The organism is Saccharopolyspora sp. NPDC003752, assembly GCF_053605825.1.
Genome location: NZ_JBSGJZ010000004.1, coordinates 194,982 through 208,043, shown reverse-complemented (window position 1 = coordinate 208,043; position 13,062 = coordinate 194,982). Strand labels below are relative to the sequence as shown.

The 13,062-nt window shown below is 70.7% G+C and carries 14 protein-coding genes; 10 read left to right on the top strand and 4 right to left on the bottom strand.

Features of this window, described 5'->3' with window-relative positions:
* Positions 1 to 112: 112 nt before the first annotated feature.
* Entirely contained in the window at positions 113 to 910 is a 798-nt protein-coding gene (locus tag ACWEV3_RS07700) for an exodeoxyribonuclease III (protein WP_452613114.1), read from the top strand.
* 82 nt (positions 911 to 992) lie between these two features.
* On the opposite strand, the gene ACWEV3_RS07695 is transcribed toward ACWEV3_RS07700, so the two are convergent.
* A complete protein-coding gene (locus ACWEV3_RS07695; protein ID WP_452613113.1) occupies positions 993 to 1,490 on the bottom strand; it encodes an Lrp/AsnC family transcriptional regulator in 498 nt (165 codons plus the stop codon).
* Between the two features lie 105 nt (positions 1,491 to 1,595).
* Between ACWEV3_RS07695 and ACWEV3_RS07690 the strand changes: the two genes are divergently transcribed.
* Genes ACWEV3_RS07690 through ACWEV3_RS07680 form a run of 3 tightly spaced genes read left to right on the top strand, consistent with a single transcriptional unit; the run spans position 1,596 to position 4,920 of the window.
* A complete protein-coding gene (locus tag ACWEV3_RS07690) occupies positions 1,596 to 2,648 on the top strand; it encodes a thiamine pyrophosphate-dependent dehydrogenase E1 component subunit alpha (protein ID WP_452613112.1) in 1,053 nt (350 codons plus the stop codon).
* Positions 2,648 to 3,676: an alpha-ketoacid dehydrogenase subunit beta gene (locus tag ACWEV3_RS07685; RefSeq protein WP_452613111.1), complete on the top strand. Its 1,029-nt coding sequence runs from the start codon at positions 2,648 to 2,650 to the stop codon at positions 3,674 to 3,676. The genes ACWEV3_RS07690 and ACWEV3_RS07685 overlap by 1 nt, the downstream gene beginning before the upstream one ends.
* Complete coding sequence (locus ACWEV3_RS07680) at positions 3,673 to 4,920, top strand: dihydrolipoamide acetyltransferase family protein (protein WP_452613110.1); 1,248 nt, start codon at positions 3,673 to 3,675, stop codon at positions 4,918 to 4,920. Before ACWEV3_RS07685 ends, ACWEV3_RS07680 begins: the two co-directional genes overlap by 4 nt.
* A gap of 21 nt (positions 4,921 to 4,941) precedes the next feature.
* Here the strand turns inward: ACWEV3_RS07680 and ACWEV3_RS07675 are convergent, their stop codons facing one another.
* Positions 4,942 to 5,448, bottom strand: coding sequence for a DinB family protein (locus ACWEV3_RS07675; RefSeq protein WP_452613109.1), 507 nt, complete (start codon positions 5,446 to 5,448; stop codon positions 4,942 to 4,944).
* A 33-nt stretch (positions 5,449 to 5,481) separates the two neighbouring features.
* Complete coding sequence (locus ACWEV3_RS07670) at positions 5,482 to 6,135, bottom strand: class I SAM-dependent methyltransferase (protein WP_452613108.1); 654 nt, start codon at positions 6,133 to 6,135, stop codon at positions 5,482 to 5,484.
* A 102-nt stretch (positions 6,136 to 6,237) separates the two neighbouring features.
* On the opposite strand from ACWEV3_RS07670, the gene ACWEV3_RS07665 reads away from it, so the two are divergent.
* Complete coding sequence (locus ACWEV3_RS07665) at positions 6,238 to 6,816, top strand: helix-turn-helix domain-containing protein (protein WP_452613107.1); 579 nt, start codon at positions 6,238 to 6,240, stop codon at positions 6,814 to 6,816.
* A gap of 110 nt (positions 6,817 to 6,926) precedes the next feature.
* On the opposite strand, the gene ACWEV3_RS07660 is transcribed toward ACWEV3_RS07665, so the two are convergent.
* Entirely contained in the window at positions 6,927 to 7,589 is a 663-nt protein-coding gene (locus ACWEV3_RS07660; protein ID WP_452613106.1) for a hypothetical protein, read from the bottom strand.
* 449 nt (positions 7,590 to 8,038) lie between these two features.
* Between ACWEV3_RS07660 and ACWEV3_RS07655 the strand changes: the two genes are divergently transcribed.
* From ACWEV3_RS07655 to ACWEV3_RS07635, 5 genes are all read left to right on the top strand, one after another.
* Positions 8,039 to 8,998: an ATP-binding cassette domain-containing protein gene (locus ACWEV3_RS07655; protein ID WP_452613105.1), complete on the top strand. Its 960-nt coding sequence runs from the start codon at positions 8,039 to 8,041 to the stop codon at positions 8,996 to 8,998.
* Between the two features lie 65 nt (positions 8,999 to 9,063).
* The gene (locus ACWEV3_RS07650) at positions 9,064 to 9,813 is read left to right on the top strand and encodes an ABC transporter permease (RefSeq protein ID WP_452613104.1); all 750 of its coding nucleotides are present in this window, start codon (positions 9,064 to 9,066) and stop codon (positions 9,811 to 9,813) included.
* Positions 9,814 to 9,860: 47 nt separating this feature from the next.
* A complete protein-coding gene (locus ACWEV3_RS07645; RefSeq protein ID WP_452613103.1) occupies positions 9,861 to 10,520 on the top strand; it encodes a GntR family transcriptional regulator in 660 nt (219 codons plus the stop codon).
* Positions 10,521 to 10,839: 319 nt separating this feature from the next.
* Positions 10,840 to 12,321 carry an NCS1 family nucleobase:cation symporter-1 gene (locus ACWEV3_RS07640; protein ID WP_452613102.1) on the top strand — a complete coding sequence of 494 codons (1,482 nt, stop codon included), beginning with the start codon at positions 10,840 to 10,842 and terminating at the stop codon, positions 12,319 to 12,321.
* 23 nt (positions 12,322 to 12,344) lie between these two features.
* Complete coding sequence (locus ACWEV3_RS07635) at positions 12,345 to 13,061, top strand: aspartate/glutamate racemase family protein (protein ID WP_452613101.1); 717 nt, start codon at positions 12,345 to 12,347, stop codon at positions 13,059 to 13,061.
* Position 13,062: the final 1 nt, after the last annotated feature.

Sequence of the window (13,062 nt, the reverse complement as noted above, 5' to 3'; positions counted from 1 at the left end):
CAACACGAAGTACGCACGGGCTTGACGGGGCGTGCTCGGCGTTGCCCCCGAGGCAGAACCGGTTCCGGGTACCACTGCGCTGGTAGACGGGGTGGTGTGACAGGGTTCGGGCATGCGGATCGCTACCTGGAACGTCAACTCCGTCGGCGCCCGGTTGCCCAAGCTGCTCGACTGGCTGGGCAAGGCCGAACCGGACGTCCTGTGCGTCCAGGAGCTCAAGTGCGCCGCCGACGCCTTCCCCGTCGACGAGGTCGGCGAGCTCGGCTACGAGGTCGCCGCACACGGCACTGGGCGCTGGAACGGCGTGGCGGTGCTATCCCGGGTCGGCATCGACGAGGTGCGCCGCGGGCTGCTCGACGAGCCGGGCTTCCAGGCCGACGGCGCCATATTCGAGACCCAGGAGCCCAGGGCGATCGGCGCGACGTGCGGCGACGTGCGGGTGTGGTCGGTGTACGTCCCGAACGGCCGCGAGGTCGGGCACCCGCACTACGCGTACAAGCTGCGGTGGCTCGACGCGCTGCGCGCCACCGCCATCGACGAGCTGGCCGCCGACCGGCCGTTCGCCGTGCTCGGCGACTTCAACATCGCCCCGACCGACGCCGACGTCTGGGACATCGCGGCCTTCGAGGGCAGCACCCACGTCACCGAGGACGAGCGCAAGGCGCTCGCCGCGCTCGCGGAGGCCGGCCTCGCCGAGGTCTACCCGCGGGCGCTGAAGTACGACGTGCCGTTCACCTACTGGGACTACCGCCAGCTGCGCTTCCCGAACAACCAGGGCATGCGCATCGACCTGGTCTACGGCAACGAGCGCTTCACCGGGGCGGTCGCCGACTCCTACGTCGACCGCGAGGCCCGCAAGGGCAAGGGCACCTCGGACCACACCCCGGTGGTCGTCGACCTCGACCTCTGAACCGCGCCGCCGCCGGGCGGAGGCGCGGTTTCGCGAGAAGGCGACGTTCACCCGGGTGACGGCCGACGCCCCGCCAGGCGCGTCACCGCTCGGGTTCGAACTCGTCGAAGATCAGCCAGGTGTGGCAGTTCCGGACCCCGGGCAGCGACTGGATGTGGTCGAAGACCAGGTTCCGCAGCGACAGGTTGTCCTCCGTCCGGACCCGCACCACGAAGTCGAAGTCCCCGGCCACCAGCGCCACGTGCTCGACGCCGCTGGTCGCGGCCAGCCGCCGGGACACCTCGGGCCAGGTGCCCTGCTCGATGGACAGGCCGATGAGGGCCGCCGTGCCCCGGCCCACCTTGACCGGGTCGACCCGCGCGTGGAAACCCGTGATCACCCCGCTGGAGATCAGCCGCTCCACGCGGCTGTGCGCGTTGGTCCGGGAGATGCTCACGCGCTCCGCCAGCGTGCGGACGGACATCCGCCCGTCCCGGCCCAGCTCCTCGACGATCCGCGCGTCGATCTCGTCCAGCGCCGGTGCCGATCGTCCGGACCGGCCGCCCCGCGAATCGATCCCGATGGACGTTTGGTCGGCCATGTTGCTTCCTCGATGCCGTTCGTTCCGATTATCTGGCCATGACTTGTATCACGTGACCGACTTGGCCGACCATCTCAAGCCAGTCGTCCTGAGGAGGTTACGGCCGTGGAATGGCTTCCGTCGAGCAGCCCGGTGCGGTTGCTGGAGCAGCCCGATCCGAAGTACCCGATGCCGGAGCCCACCCGGCTGCTGGAGGCGTACCGGGCGATGGTGCTCGGCCGCCGGTTCGACGCGCAGGCCACCACGCTCACCAAGCAGGGGCGGCTCGCGGTGTACCCGTCCTCGCGCGGCCAGGAGGCCTGCCAGGTCGGCGCGGTGCTGAGCATCGGCGCCGACGACTGGCTGTTCCCGACCTACCGCGATTCGGTCTCGCTGGTGGCGCGTGGCATCGACCCGGTCGAGGTGCTGACGCTGCTGCGCGGGGATTGGCACTGCGGGTACGACGTCCCGGCGACCCGCACCGCGGCGCAGTGCACACCGCTGGCCACCCAGACGCTCCACGCGGTCGGGCTGGCCCACGGCGAGTCCCGCAAGGGCAACGACACCGTGGCCATGGCGCTGCTCGGCGACGGCGCCACGAGCGAGGGCGACTTCCACGAGGCGCTCAACTTCGCCGCCGTCTTCCGCGCGCCGGTGGTCTTCTTCGTGCAGAACAACGGGTACGCCATCAGCGTCCCGCTCGCCAAGCAGTCGGTCGCGCCTTCGTTGGCGCACAAGGGAATCGGTTACGGGATGCGCAGCGAGCAGGTCGACGGCAACGACGCCGCGGCGGTCCTGTCCGTTTTGGACAGTGCGGTGGCGCACGCCCGCGCCGGGAACGGCCCGTTCCTCGTCGAGGCGCACACCTACCGGATGGAAGCGCACACCAACGCCGACGACGCGACGCGGTACCGGCCGCCCGGGGAGGTCGAGCACTGGCAGCAGCGGGACCCGATCGGCCTCCTGGAGCGCCACCTGCGCGCGGGCGGCCACCTCGACGACGCGGCGGTGGAGCGGATCGCCGCAGAGGCCGAGGAGTTCGCCGCCGGGGTGCGCACCCGCATGCAGCAGGAACCCGCAGTCGATCCAGAGGACCTCTTCCGCCACGTCTACGCCGAACCGACCCCGCAGCTGACCGAGCAGCTCGCCCAACTCCGAGCCGAAAAGGAGGCGCTGTAATGGCACCGACCAGCATGGCGCAGGCGCTCAACGCGGCGCTGCGCGACGCCATCGCCGAGGACGAGCGCGTGGTGGTCTTCGGCGAGGACGTCGGGCGGCTCGGCGGCGTCTTCCGGATCACCGACGGCCTGCAGGCCGAGTTCGGCGAGGACCGCTGCTTCGACACGCCGCTGGCCGAGTCGGGCATCGCCGGGTTCGCGGTGGGCATGGCGATGGCGGGCTTCCGCCCGGTGGTGGAGATGCAGTTCGACGCCTTCGCCTTCCCCGCGTTCGAGCAGGTCGTCTCGCACATCGCGAAGATGCGCAACCGGACGCGCGGCGCGGTCGGCATGCCGATCGTCATCCGGGTGCCGTTCGCTGGCGGCATCGGCGGCGTGGAGCACCACTGCGACTCCAGCGAGGCCTACTACGCGCACACCCCGGGCCTCAAGGTCGTCGCGCCGGCGACCGCCGCGGACGCGTACTCGATGCTGCGCGAGGCAATCGACGATCCCGACCCGGTGGTGTTCCTGGAAGCGAAGAAGCTCTACTGGTCCAAACAGGACATCGAGCTGCCGGCGAAGGCGGAGCCGATCGGGCGCGCCGCGATCCGCCGGCCGGGCCGCGACGCGACGCTGATCGCCTACGGCCCCGGCGTGCCGCTGGCCATGGAAGCCGCCGCGGCGGCGGAGGAAGAGGGCTGGGACGTCCAGGTCGTGGACGCGCGCAGCCTGGTGCCCTTCGACGACGAGACGATCACCGAAGCCGTCCGCAGCACCGGGCGTTGCGTGGTGCTCCAGGAGGCTCCCGGATTCGCCGGTGTGGCAGCGGAAATCGCCGCGCGTGTGCAGGAGCGCTGCTTCCACTCGCTGGCCGCGCCGGTGCTGCGCGTCGCGGGCTTCGACGTGCCGTACCCGCCGCCGAAGCTGGAGCACGTGCACCTGCCTGGCATCGACCGGGTGCTCGACGCGCTGGACCGGCTGCAGTGGGACGACCAACCGGACGCGAAGTGGCTCGGCGGAGCCCGGAGCCAGGAGGACGCCGCATGACGCGCTCCGCGGAGTTCGCGCTGCCCGACCTCGGGGAGGGCCTGACCGAGGCGGAGATCGTCCGCTGGCACGTCGAGGTCGGCGACCGGGTCGAGGCGGACCAGGTCGTCGTCGAGGTGGAGACCGCCAAGGCGGTCGTCGACGTGCCCTGCCCGCACGCGGGCGTGGTCGTGACGTTGCACGGCGCCGCCGGCGACGTGCTGGCCGTGGGCGCGCCGCTGACGACCATCGCGTGCGACGACTCGCCGCACGAACAGCACCGCACCGAGGAGCGGGCTGGTTCGGGCAACGTGCTCGTCGGCTACGGAACCGGCGGAACGGCCACCCGCCGACGCCGCCGTGCGCACACCACGTCGCGCACGCTGCGAAGCGCGGAGCCTCAGATCGCGTCGGCCGCGCCGAGCCCGAACGGCGCTCCGCGCGTGCTCTCGCCGATCGTGCGCCGGCTCGCCAAGCAGCACGGCGTCGATCTGTCCAATGTGGTCGGCACCGGGCCGTGCGGTGTCATCCTGCGCCGCGACGTGGATTCCGCGGCGCGCCCCGAACCGCCCCAGCGGGACGGCGAGATCCGCACGCCGCTGCGCGGTCTCCGCGGCGCCGTCGCCGACAAGCTGGCCCGCAGCCGCCGGGAGATCCCGGACGCCAGCACGTGGGTGGACGTGGACGCGACCCGCCTGCTGGAGGCCCGTGCGCTGCTCAAGGAGCGCGCGGACATCAGCCTGCTGTCGCTGATCGCCCGCTTCTGCGTGGCGGGCCTGCGGCGGTTCCCGGAGCTCAACGCCTCGGTGGACACCGAACGCGGCGAGATCGTCCAGTTCCGGCACATCAACCTCGGCTTCGCCGCGCAAACACCGCGCGGCCTGATGGTCCCGGTGGTCCGCGACGCCCACGAGATGAGCACGGCGCAGCTCTCCGAAGCGATCGCGCACCGCACCGTCCTGGCCCGCGCGGGAGACCTCGAACCCAAGCACCTCACGGGCGGCACGTTCACGCTCAACAACTACGGCGTGTTCGGTGTGGACGGCTCCACCCCGATCATCAACCACCCGGAGGCGGCGATCCTGGGCGTCGGCAGGATCATCGACAAACCCTGGGCCCACCAAGGAGAACTGGCCCTCCGGAAGGTGACCCAGCTGTCCCTGACGTTCGACCACCGGGTCTGCGACGGAGCAACGGCAGGAGGCTTCCTCCGCTACATCGCGGACTGCGCCGAAAACCCGATCACGGCCCTCGCCGACCTCTGACCACCGATCGACTCGGGCGGGTCAGCGTCCGGTGGCGCCGTCGATGAGTTCGCGCAGGATGTCGGCGTGCCCGGCGTGGCGCCCGGTTTCCTCGATCAGGTGGGCGAGGGTCCAGCGCAGGGACGGTGCCGGGCCGGGCCGCCCGCCCGGGCGCGGTCCGGCCGCGGCGAGGTCGGGGTACGCGGCGATCGCCTCGTTCGCGCGGGCCGTGGTTTCCCGGTAGGCGAGGAGGATGTCGTCGGCGCTTTCGTCCGGTTCCGGGCGGAAGGTCGCTGCCCAGTCGGTGACCGGATCGCCGAGCAACCAGTGGCGTTCGACGTGGGTGAGGTGCTTGACGAGGCCGAGCAGGTTCGTTCCCGACTTCACGCCGGGCGTGCGGACCTGCGGTTCCGGGACGCCGTGCGCCTTGGCGATCACCGAGTCGCGCAGGTAGTCGAGGAAGCCCAGCAGCACGTCCTTCTCCCCGGGCCCGGTCTTCGGGGGGCCGGCGTCGCGACGGTGCTCGGCGGGGCGGTGCCTCTGCGGCATGGTCGTCCTCTCAGATCGGGGCGGGGCGGGAGATCAGGCCGCCGTCCGGCGGATGACCAGCACGTTGTCGACGACGGTCGCGGTCTGGCCGCCCGGTCCCGTCGCGCGCCGCCGGGGCATGTCCGCGCGCTCGACGCGCCACCGGGCCGGGTCGAGGGCCAGCTCGGCGAACACCTCGTCCGGCGTGGGGTAGTGGATCCCGGGGTCCTGGTTCCAGGTCCAGGGCGCCGTGGAGCCGTGGTCGACGACCACGAGCCGCCCGCCGAGGCGCAGCGCGTGCGCGGCGGTGCGTAGAACCCGGGCCCGGGGCAACGCGAACGGCGTCTGGAAGTACTGGGCGGACACCAAGTCGAAGCCGCCCGCGGGGAAGTCGTCCGCCAGGTCCACGCATTCCACGGACATCATCGCGTCCAGGCCGCGTGCCCGGGCGTTCTCGGCTAGGCGGCGCACGGCGTTGGCGGAAATGTCGACCGCGGTCACCCGCCACCCGCGACCGGCCAGCCAGAGCGCGTCACCGCCGGCCCCGCAGCCCAGGTCCAGGGCGGTGCCCGGGGTGAGGTCCCCGGCGATCTCGGCCAGCACGGGATTCGCCCGGCCGGTCTGGGCAGGCCGGGGATCGCGGTAGAGCTCGTCCCAGAAGCGGGCGGCGTCGACGCCCGGCGTCGTGCCGGTGGAATCCTGGCCCATTGTCGGTTTCTCCCTCGTGCCGGTCATCGGGTACGGCAACCACCCTCGCGCGCAACTGACACCGATTGCACGGAACCTTGCCGAACCGGCAAGACTGGGGGCATGAGCGAGGAACTAGAGGACGTGCTGGACGCGGTCGGGCCACGGCTGCGCGCGCTGCGCCGGCAACGCGGCAGCACCCTTGCCGATCTCGCGGCGAGGACCGGGATCTCGGAGAGCACCCTGTCCCGCCTGGAAAGCGGGCATCGGCGGGCGAACCTGGAGCTGCTGCTACCGCTGGCCCGCGCCTACGACGTCCCGCTCGACGACCTCGTCGGCGCTCCCCGCACCGGTGACCCGCGGATCCACCTGCACCCGATCCACCGCCACGGCATGACCTTCATCCCGCTCACCCGCAGGCCCGGCGGGGTGCACGCGTACAAGATGCTCATCCCGAGCCGCGCCGAGCCGGCCGCACCCACCCCGCAGACCCACAGCGGGTACGAGTGGCTCTACGTCCTCAATGGACGGTTGCGGCTGGTGCTGGGCGAACGGGACCTGATCCTTCCGCCGGGCGAGGCCGCGGAGTTCGACACCACGCTGCCGCACTGGCTGGGGTCGGCCGACGGGCGCGCGGTCGAATTGCTCATCCTGTTCGGACTGCAAGGCGAACGCGTCCACGTCCAGCCGCGCACCCGGTGAACCCGGCCGCGCCGCGGTGCCGGTGACGCCGCCCGATCGCGACCCGCCGGAGCTCGGCAGGAACCTCCGATCTCGCCTGGAATCGGGAGGTTCCTGCCGCGCCGGGCGGGTCAGGCCTCCGGGGATTCGGCCGTGGCGTGGTCGTAGTAGCCGAGGACTCCGCGGGCTCCGTGGAGGGCGAAGTCCGCTTCCGGGGTTGCCGGTTTTCCCGCCGTTTCGATGATTCCGCGCAGCGTCACGTTCACCAGGTCGTCGAGCGCTCGCCAGCGCGCCGCCGGGTCCGCGCTCTCCCGGGTGTCCTGGGCGAAGTCGTCCTCGCTGCGGCGCAATCCCTCGCGCAGTTGCCGGATCAGCTTCATGAACGTGCCGTGGCCGCGCCCGGGCACCAGGTCGTCGGCGCGGGACGCCAGCAGGCCCGCCGTGTAGGTGATGTCCTCGACGTGGTCGCCGAGCCACTTGCGGCGCCGGTAGATGCCGCCCAGCTCCGGCCACCGCTTGCGGGCCGCCTGCCGGGACCGGCCGGTGACCGTGCTCAGGTCCGCGAGGCTCGCGCCGAGCCACACCGTTTCCGCCGCAGCGGCTGAAACGGTGCGCCCCGCCGCTTCGGCCATCAGCTCCTCCGCCTCCAGCGCCGCGCGGAGCCTGCCCAGCGCGGCCACCCGGCGCTCCTGCTCGTCGCCGAAGTCGCTGCCCTTCGGGCCCGGATCGATCGCCTCGACCGGCACCGAGTCCGCCATCTGCCGCACCAACCGCTCGGCCTCTTCTGCCGACATGTCCGACCTCCTTGTAAACCTTGGGTTCACAGTATCAGTGTGAACCCAAGGTTTACAACCGGACTCGGGTTCGGCCAGGGAATCGCACAAAACGCCCCACCCGCGCCGGGCTTGAGCAGCACTGCGCGTTCAGGCATCGATGCGGACCCCATGAGGCGGCAGGGCCCGATTCGCAAACCCGCGCAGCACCGTGAACCTCGGGTTCACAGCTGAATTTCTTCGGGAAATTCCGGAAATGGCCGCCGACCAGCGAAATCGGCCGCACGCAGTGCCCCGACCGAGCGCGTCGACCGCGAAGTTTTCGCAGGTCAGAGCAAACATGAAAGTACTGTTCACGTTTGACCGCCGGGTCCGCCGCGCGCCAGGATCGGCCATCTCGCCCGAAACCCCCGAACCGGGGTTTCTTCGTCATGCCCATTTCCGGGGCAACCGTGCAGAAGGAGCAACTGATGATCCACGCCCGCGGCCTGACCCGCCGGTTCACCGTCAAACGCCGACCGGTCGACGCCGTGCGCGGCCTGGACCTCGACGTCGAGCCCGGCCAGCTGGTCGCCTTCCTCGGGCCGAACGGCGCCGGAAAGTCGACCAGCCTGCGGATGCTCACCACGCTGCTGCCGCCCACCTCCGGAACGGCCACCGTCGCGGGGCACGACATCATCGCCTCCCCCGCCGCGGTGCGCGCCCGCATCGGTTACGTCGGCCAGCGGAGCAGCGCCGGCGAGAACTTCCGCGCCCGCGACGAGCTGATCACCCAGGGCCGCAGCTACGGCCTGGCCCGCCACGACGCCCGGCGCCGCGCCGACGAGGTCCTCGACCTGCTCGACCTGACCCCGCTGGCGGCCCGCAAACCGGGCACGCTCTCCGGCGGGCAACGCCGCCGCCTCGACATCGCGATGGGCCTGGTCAACCGCCCGGCCCTGCTGTTCCTGGACGAGCCGTCCACCGGCCTCGACCCGCACAGCCGGGCCAATATCTGGGAGCACGTGCTGCGGCTGCGCGAAGAACACCGCACGACGCTGCTGTTCACCACGCACTACCTCGACGAGGCCGACAGCATGGCCGAGCGGGTGGTGATCGTCGACCACGGCCGGGTCATCGCCGACGGCACGGCCGAACAGCTCAAGGCCGACCTCGCCGGCGACCGCATCGTCATCACCGTCGCCCACGCGGACGCGGCACCGGCGGCCGAGACCGCGGCCCGGCTCGCCTCCCCCGACGCCGTCACCGTCGACGGCCGGTCGGTCCGGGTCCGGGTGCCCCGCGCCGACACCGCGCTGCCGGAATACCTGCGCGCCTTCGAGGAGACCGGGATCAAGGCGATCGCCGCCGAAACCGCGCGCCCCACCTTGGACGACGTCTTCCTCGCTCTCACCGGCCGAAGCCTCCGCGAAGGCGAACCCGAGTCGTGAGCACTGATTCCGGTTCTCACCGGCTTGCGCACTCACGGCACCTGAACCGCAGAAAGGACCGATCGATGCAATTCTTCCGAGACACCGCAACGGTTTTCGCGCGGGAGTTCACCCCGGCGCTGCGCGAGCCGATGATGATCCTGTTCAGCATGGCGCAGCCGGTGCTGTTCCTGTTCCTCTTCGGGCCGCTGCTGGCCGGCACCTCCGGGTTCGACGCGGCGCCGTGGCAGTGGTTCGTGCCGGGCATCCTCGTGATGATGTGCCTGTTCGGCCCGATGATGGCCGGCTACAACCTGCTGGTCGAGCTCGGCGGCGGCTCGCTGGAGCGGATGCTGGTGACGCCGCTGAACCGCTCGGCGATGCTCGTGGGCCGAACGCTGAAGGAGTTCGCCCTGCTGCTGGTGCAGGCGGTGCTGCTCATCGCGCTGTCCGTGCCGCTGGGCTTCCAGCTGCACCCCACCGGGGTGCTCGCCGGGCTGGCCCTGCTGCTGGTGTTCGGCGTCGGGCTCGGCGCGCTGTCGTTCGTGCTGGCGATCGCCTCGCACCCCGGCGGCGAGCTGTTCTACGCGATCACGCAGCTCGTGCTGTTCCCGTTGCTGCTGCTGTCCGGGGTGCTGCTGCCGATGGACTTCGGCCCGGCGTGGCTGCAGGTCATCGCGCGATTCAACCCGGTCTCGCACATCGCCGACGCCGAGCGGGCGCTGTTCTCCGGGCAGCTCGCGGACCCGTCGGTGCCGTACGGGATCATCGCGGCGGGCGTCATCGCCGCCGCGGGCCTGTGGCTGGGAACGCGCGCCATGAAGCGCGGCATCTGAACCCGCCTCGCCTAGGCTGGGGGCAGCGCGACCCAGGAGGAGGAGCCGTGTCGGTCACCGGTGAGCAAACCGCGGAAACCCGCGTCCCCCTGCGCGATCAGGTGCGCAGGGAACTGCAGGACCGCATCGCCGATGGCCGGCTGCGCCCCGGTGACCGGATCTTCGAGCAGGAACTCGCCGCCGAGCTCGGGATCTCCCGGGTTCCGGTGCGCGAGGCGATCCGGATGCTGCAGAGCGAAGGGTTCGTCGACGTGCTGCCGCGCCGCCGGGGCGTGTTCGTCCGCGGCCTGGACCGCCAGCAGGTCAAGGAGCTGTTCGAGGTCCGCGAGGCGCTGGAGGTCTACGCCGCCCGGCTGGCCTCCGAGCGCGCCGAGGCCGAGGAAGTGGCGCAGCTGGCCGACCTGGCCCGCAGGGCGCGCGAGGCGCACGAGGCCGGTGACGTCAACGCGATGTCCGACGCCAACGCCACCTTCCACGACACGCTCGTCGGGCTCGCGGGCAACGACCTGCTGGCGTCGATGCTGGAGCCGCTGCACAGCCGGCTGGCCTGGCTGTTCCGGATGAACCTCGAACCCGAGCGGGTCTGCACCGAGCACGAGGCGCTCCAGGCCGCGATCGCCGCTGGCGACGCGGACCGCGCCGCGGAGGTGGCGAAGCAGCACGTCCTGTCCAGCCGCCAGATGGTCCTGGAACGCATGCTCTTCTGACCGGCTCCGCGCCGACAGGCTCGTCGGAACGCTCCTCGGCGGTCTTCGCCCCGCGAACCGCTGACCTCGCGCGGCGCTCGTCGGAGATTTCCGCACACCTGATCCCCTTGTGCCACAACGGCACGGGGGATCCGGTGCGTTTGCCGGGAAAACCGCGCCCGGCGAAGATTTCGGTATACGAACGACCCCGACCAACTCTTGACCAGTGGTTCGCCTGGACCTACCTTACGTATACATATTCTTATACTTCCACATCGTGGAATAAATAGGAAATTCAAGGTAGCCGAATGTTTCAACGTGGAAACCCGGGAGCAGCCTTATGACCGCGACGGACGACCGAACTGCCACGGATCCGCCCGGCTCCGCCAGCACCGCTCTGTACAGCTACGACCTCGCCCCGACGAAGAAGGAGGGGCGCCGCTGGGGCGCCTACAACGTCTTCACGCTCTGGGCCAATGACGTGCACAGCCTCGGCAACTACGCCTTCGCCATCGGGCTGTTCGCGCTCGGGCTGAGCGTATGGGGCATTCTACTGGCATTCGTGCTGGCGTCGGTGCTGTTGTTCCTGCTCCTGACGCTGTCCGGCTACATGGGCCACAAGACCGGCGTGCCCTTCCCCGTCATGAGCCGCATCGCGTTCGGCACCAAGGGCGCGCGGATCCCGGCCGCCGTCCGCGGCATCGTCGCGATCGCCTGGTTCGGCATCCAGACCTACCTCGCGTCCGCCGTGCTCAACGCCCTCCTGGTGGCCATGTTCCCCAGGCTGCAGGTGCTGGAGACGACGTCCGCGCTGGGGCTTTCGACGCTCGGCTGGATCACCTTCCTCGCGCTGTGGGCCGTCCAGGTCCTCATCGTCAGCTACGGCATGCACGTGATCCGCAAGTACATGGCGATCGCCGCGCCGACGACCCTCATCACGATGTGCGCGCTGGCGATCTGGATGTTCGTCCGCGCCGGCGGTTCCATATCGATCTCCACCTCGCAGCCGCTCACCGGCGGGGCGATGTGGCTGCAGATCCTGCAGGGCGCCGCGCTCTGGGTCGTGATCTACGGGACCTTCGTGCTGAACTTCTGCGACTTCACGCGCTCGGCCAAGAGCCGGAAGTCGATCATCGGCGGGAACCTGATCGGGATTCCGGTGAACATGCTCTTCTTCGCCGGCATCGTCGTCGTCCTCAGCGGCGCGCAGTTCAAGCTGGACGGCCGGGTGATCACCAGCCCGACCGACATCGTGCAGACGATCCCCAACCTGATCCTGCTCGCGAGCGCCTCGGTCGCGCTGATCATCCTGACGATCGCGGTGAACCTGATGGCGAACTTCGTGGCGCCGATCTACGTGCTCGTCAACCTCTTCCCGCAGAAGCTGAACTTCCGCCGGGCCGGGTTGGTCAGCGCCGTCATCGGCCTCGTCATCCTGCCGTGGAACCTCTACGACAATCCCGTCGTGGTGAACTACTTCCTCGGCGGCCTCGGCGCGCTGCTCGGCCCGATCTTCGGCGTGATCATGGCGGACTACTGGCTGCTGCGGAAGGCCCGCGTCAACGTCCCGGACCTCTACACCGAGAACCCGGACGGCGAGTACCACTACCGCAACGGCTACAACCCCAAGGCGGTCTGGGCGTTCGTGCCCGCCGCCGCGATCTCGGTCATCGTGGCGCTGGTGCCCGTCTTCGAGGTCGTCGCCGGGTTCTCCTGGTTCGTCGGGGCGATCCTCGGCGCGGCCATCTACGCCGTCATCGGCGACCGCAAGCCGGAATTCCGCGACGTCGACGGCGAAGCAATCGCCGTGGCCGCCGAGTGAACAGCCAGTCCGTGAGGGGAAACATGAGGATCGTCGTCGCCAACGTCAACACGACCGAGGCGGTCACCGAGGCAATCCGGCAGCAGGCCGTGAAAGCAGCCTCCGACACCACCGAGATCATCGCGGTGACACCGGATTTCGGGGCCGGCTCGGTGGAGGGCAACTTCGAGAGCTACCTGGCGGCGGTGGCGGTGATGGACCGCGTCAGCCGGCTCGAAGAGCCCTTCGACGCGGTGGTGCTGGCGGGCTTCGGCGAGCACGGCAAGGAAGGGCTCGCGGAGCTGTTCGACGTGCCGGTCGTCGACATCACCGAGGCCGCCGCGCACACGGCGTGCCTGATCGGCCGCCGCTACGCGGTGGTCACCTCGCTGCGCCGCACGCTCGGCCAGATCCACGACCGCCTCCAGCTGATCGGCCTGACGGGGCGGTGCGCGGCGCTGCGCGCCGCCGAGATCCCGGTGCTGGAGCTGGAGGCCGACGAGGACCGGGCCGCCACGCGCATCGTCGAGGAGGCGCGGCTGGCGGTGGAGGACGACGGCGCCGACGTGATCCTGCTCGGCTGCGCCGGAATGGCGGGGCTCGCGGAGCGGGTCGAGGCGGAGGTCGGCGTCCCGGTCGTCGACGGTGTCGCCGCGGCGGTGAGTCTGGCGGAGGCCCTGGTGAACCAGAACCTCACCACCTCCAAGCGCGCCTATCCCACGCCGCAGCCCAAGCCCCTCAAGGGCTGGCCGCTGGGGTGAG

Bases quoted from the DNA above. Each gene is read 5' to 3' on its own strand.
- ACWEV3_RS07700 (WP_452613114.1), top strand. From the start codon at position 113: ATGCGGATCGCTACCTGGAACGTCAACTCCGTCGGCGCCCGGTTGCCC.
- ACWEV3_RS07695 (WP_452613113.1), bottom strand. From the start codon at position 1,490: ATGGCCGACCAAACGTCCATCGGGATCGATTCGCGGGGCGGCCGGTCC.
- ACWEV3_RS07685 (WP_452613111.1), top strand. From the start codon at position 2,648: ATGGCACCGACCAGCATGGCGCAGGCGCTCAACGCGGCGCTGCGCGAC.
- ACWEV3_RS07680 (WP_452613110.1), top strand. From the start codon at position 3,673: ATGACGCGCTCCGCGGAGTTCGCGCTGCCCGACCTCGGGGAGGGCCTG.
- ACWEV3_RS07675 (WP_452613109.1), bottom strand. From the start codon at position 5,448: ATGCCGCAGAGGCACCGCCCCGCCGAGCACCGTCGCGACGCCGGCCCC.
- ACWEV3_RS07670 (WP_452613108.1), bottom strand. From the start codon at position 6,135: ATGGGCCAGGATTCCACCGGCACGACGCCGGGCGTCGACGCCGCCCGC.
- ACWEV3_RS07665 (WP_452613107.1), top strand. From the start codon at position 6,238: ATGAGCGAGGAACTAGAGGACGTGCTGGACGCGGTCGGGCCACGGCTG.
- ACWEV3_RS07660 (WP_452613106.1), bottom strand. From the start codon at position 7,589: ATGTCGGCAGAAGAGGCCGAGCGGTTGGTGCGGCAGATGGCGGACTCG.
- ACWEV3_RS07655 (WP_452613105.1), top strand. From the start codon at position 8,039: ATGATCCACGCCCGCGGCCTGACCCGCCGGTTCACCGTCAAACGCCGA.
- ACWEV3_RS07650 (WP_452613104.1), top strand. From the start codon at position 9,064: ATGCAATTCTTCCGAGACACCGCAACGGTTTTCGCGCGGGAGTTCACC.
- ACWEV3_RS07640 (WP_452613102.1), top strand. From the start codon at position 10,840: ATGACCGCGACGGACGACCGAACTGCCACGGATCCGCCCGGCTCCGCC.
- ACWEV3_RS07635 (WP_452613101.1), top strand. From the start codon at position 12,345: ATGAGGATCGTCGTCGCCAACGTCAACACGACCGAGGCGGTCACCGAG.